Source organism: Haloferax sp. AB510 (genome assembly GCF_024136985.1).
GTDB lineage: Archaea > Halobacteriota > Halobacteria > Halobacteriales > Haloferacaceae > Haloferax.
This window is the reverse complement of the sequence record NZ_JAMYJY010000182.1, coordinates 1-3,280: the sequence shown is the minus strand read 5'-3', so window position 1 is coordinate 3,280 and position 3,280 is coordinate 1. Positions and strand designations below refer to the sequence as shown.

Below are 3,280 nucleotides of genomic sequence, written 5' to 3'. Positions count from 1 at the left end.
CGCCAGCGGACGCGTCGCGCGGTCGCCGCCGAACTCCGCGAGCGCGCCGAACACCACGGCATCGTCGCCGGCGCGCGCGACGAGGAGACGTGGTCGGCCTTCGATTCGTTCTGCGTGGGCGTCGCTCGCGATAGCGTGACCGGTGACCGATTCGAAAAGCGGCTCTCGAACGCGCTCTCCCCGCGGCTCGACGTGGCCGTCGAGGGACTCACCGCGAACGGATTCGTCACGACGCGCGAGCGCGAACGCGGCCGCGACGCGCTCGAATCCACGGACGCGGGTCGGCTCTGGATGTCGACGACCGACTGGGAGTCGTTCCGCGAGACCGTCGTCGACGACCTGCTCCGCGACTGCGTCGAACGCGACGGGAGCGTCGCGGGCGCGTAGCGCGGCACGGCCCGATCCTCAGACCGCGTCCTCGATGAACGCCACGGCACCCTCCGGTGAGTCGCACGGTTCAAACCCGTCGAGCGAGCCGACCTGCTGGGTTCTGAGCCCGGCCGTCGGGCGGTCGAAGACGTTGGCGTAGCCGATTTCCGAGAGGGTTCCGCCGCCGCCGTCGATGGCGATGACGGCGTCGCCGTTCATGGCGACGAGCGCGTTTCTCGCGTGGCCGAGACCGGTCGCGACGGCGATATCGACGTAGGGGTTCGCCTCCTCGCGGTCCTCGCCCGGGAGGACGCCGATGGTCGTGCCGCCGGCGTCTTTCGCGCCGCGGCAGGCCGCCTCCATGACGCCGCCGAGACCGCCGCAGACGACCGTGTGACCGCGCTGAGCGAGCAGGCGACCCACATCTTCGGCGAGTGTTTCGACCGGCACGGGGACGACGCTCCCGCCGATGACGCTCACGCGCACGGCGGGGCCTCTGTTCGGCGTTCGTCGGTGTCGGCTCGACGTTCACCGAGGTCGTGACTGTTGGCTGTGCTCATGAGGTATCGGACCGCGTCGAAGAAGATAAGTGCGGGGCCGCGCCGCCCAATCGGGCCGACAGCGGAGTGCTCGTCGCGTCAGAACTCGTCTGTTCGCCATGCGTCGTCGTCCAGCGGGGAAACCGCTTCCCACGCACTGCACGCGCGCATCGTCCGAGCCATCGACGAGAAGTTCGCCGTTTGTTTGTGAGTTCTTGGCATGGTATTTGGTGCCATGAGTGCCTACACTAAATATCTTGTCGGGGTACTACCTTATACACCGCATACACCTCCCGATTCTATTGTGTTCTATGGTATTTCAACACATATTACGGGAAATTCCTCTGAATTCCGGGACGCGCTGGTGGCGGTGTCACGGAACGGGGTGGCTCTCGCGACGCGTCGAACGCGAGAGAGCGCAACGCTTAGTCCCCCCGCGCGAGGACACGTCTCTATGACAGTCAGCGACTGGAGCGACTGGCTCCCGCGCGCGGTCGAGTCGGCCGACCCCGAGACGGTGGCCATCTGGTATCTGGGATGCAACGGGTTCGTCATCAAGGGCAGTGAGGGCACGACGCTGTTCGTCGACCCGTACGTCGGCATCGGCGACCCGCCGCGGACGGTCCGCATGATTCCCGTTCCGTTCGACCCCGAGGACGTGACCGAGGCCGATGCGGTCCTCGCCACGCACGAGCACACAGACCACGTCCACGGCCCGAGTCAGGCTCCCATCCTCGAGAACACGGGCGCGACGTTCGTCGCCCCCGACGACTCGCTCGCCGTCGCCTACGATGACGAGGCGTGGTTCGACGACTACGACCTCTCCGACGACCAGTTCGAGGAGGTCACCGAAGGCGACAGCGTCGAAATCGGCGAGTTCACGGTCCACGTCGAACCCGCCTACGACCCCGACGCGAGCCACCCGGTCGCCTACGTCTTCGAACACGAGTCCGGCACGTTCATCCACGGCGGCGACACCAAGCCCGCCGAGGAGTTCGCCGACATCGGCGAGCGCTACGACCTCGACCTCGGCATCCTCGCGTTCGGGACCATCGGCAACATCCCCGACAAGGAGACGGGCGAGCCGATTCGAACGAAGTGGTACAACGACGAGAACCAGATTATCGAGGCCGCGAGCGACCTCGACCTCGACCGCCTCGTCCCGACCCACTGGGACATGTGGAAGGGCATGACCGCCGACCCGAAGGTGCTGCACCACCACGCAAAGAGCTTCGAGGCCCCGCGCTCGCTCGACCTCGTCGAAATCGGCGACCGCGTCGACCTCTGAGGTCGCGTCCAGAACCGCGTTTCCCGCGACGGTCCTGTTAGCGACGCTCGCCACGGACGGACAGTCACCGCGTCGAAACAGTCGAATCGAGAGACCGCGGCGGGAGAGCCCCACGGCCCCCGGTTGTTTTATAATGGAGGTCGGGAAAGTGGCGGCCATGAGCCGCGAGTCCGAAGGGGTTACATCGGTTTCCGACGGCGAGGTCACGGTCGAAAAGACCTTCGCCGCCGACGAGTTTCCCGTTCCCGCTATCAAGTTCGTCATCAGTTCGACGCGAGACGAGGCGACCCGAATCCGGGTCATCGACCGCATTCCGGAGTCGTTCCCGATGGAGAGCGTCGGGTTCCACCCCGAGTTCGAGAGCGACAACTGGACCGCCTACAAGGACCACCGCGTCGAGTACGAACGGACGCTCGACCCCGGCGAGGAACTCGTAACGGTCTACGGAATCCGCATCACCGACGGCCACGACCAGACGGATTTCCTCGAAGAGCCGACGCTCGAACGCATCCCGGTCGACGGCGGCATCGACCCCGACGACATCGACGACATCCTCGGCGAGGACCGCAGTCAGCTCGTTCGAGATGTGCTCGCGGGGAACCGCGAACCGCTCCACGACGAGGAGGAGGAGGCCGACGCGGATAGCGAGGACGAAGGGGAAGTCGTCCTCGAAGAACCCGAAGCCGACGCCGAAGACGCCGTGGAGGCCGAAGCGGCCGTCGAAGCCGAGGCGGCCCCCGCGGCGTCCGACGGCGCGGAAGTCCTCGACGACGAGCCGACCGACGACGACCTCGCGGCCGCCTTCGAGGGCGGGGACGGCCCGGACGAGCAGACCGACGAGGCCGACGAGGCCGCGGACGATGTCGGAAGCGACGACGAGCCGACCGACGACGACCCCGCCGAACCGACCGGCCGCGCGCGGTCGTCACCGACACCGCGCCGGCCGTGACAGCGCACCTCGAACAGCCAGATGTCGATGCCGAGGTCGAGGCTGAAGTCACCGAAGACGCCGACGCCGATGTCGAAGCGGACGCCGAACCGCCGGCCGGCGCGTCGGCTGAGGACGCCGACGCCGACACCGCCG

The 3,280-nt window shown here is 67.2% G+C and carries 2 protein-coding genes and 2 pseudogenes; 3 read left to right on the top strand and 1 reads right to left on the bottom strand.

Translation table 11 applies throughout. The features are described from left to right. Positions 1–387, top strand: a pseudogene (locus tag NKF06_RS20155) (hypothetical protein); the annotation flags it as partial. A gap of 18 nt (positions 388–405) precedes the next feature. On the opposite strand, the gene NKF06_RS20150 reads toward NKF06_RS20155, so the two are convergent. After that, positions 406–855, bottom strand: coding sequence for a TIGR00725 family protein (locus tag NKF06_RS20150; protein WP_253246412.1), 450 nt, complete (start codon positions 853–855; stop codon positions 406–408). Between the two features lie 507 nt (positions 856–1,362). Here NKF06_RS20150 and NKF06_RS20145 point away from each other — a divergent pair. Both NKF06_RS20145 and NKF06_RS20140 read left to right on the top strand, forming a co-directional pair. Next, positions 1,363–2,196 carry an MBL fold metallo-hydrolase gene (locus NKF06_RS20145; protein ID WP_004976740.1) on the top strand — a complete coding sequence of 278 codons (834 nt, stop codon included), beginning with the start codon at positions 1,363–1,365 and terminating at the stop codon, positions 2,194–2,196. Positions 2,197–2,353: 157 nt separating this feature from the next. Beyond that, positions 2,354–3,280, top strand: a pseudogene (locus NKF06_RS20140) (hypothetical protein); the annotation flags it as partial.

Bases quoted from the DNA above. Each gene is read 5' to 3' on its own strand.
- NKF06_RS20145 (WP_004976740.1), top strand. From the start codon at position 1,363: ATGACAGTCAGCGACTGGAGCGACTGGCTCCCGCGCGCGGTCGAGTCG.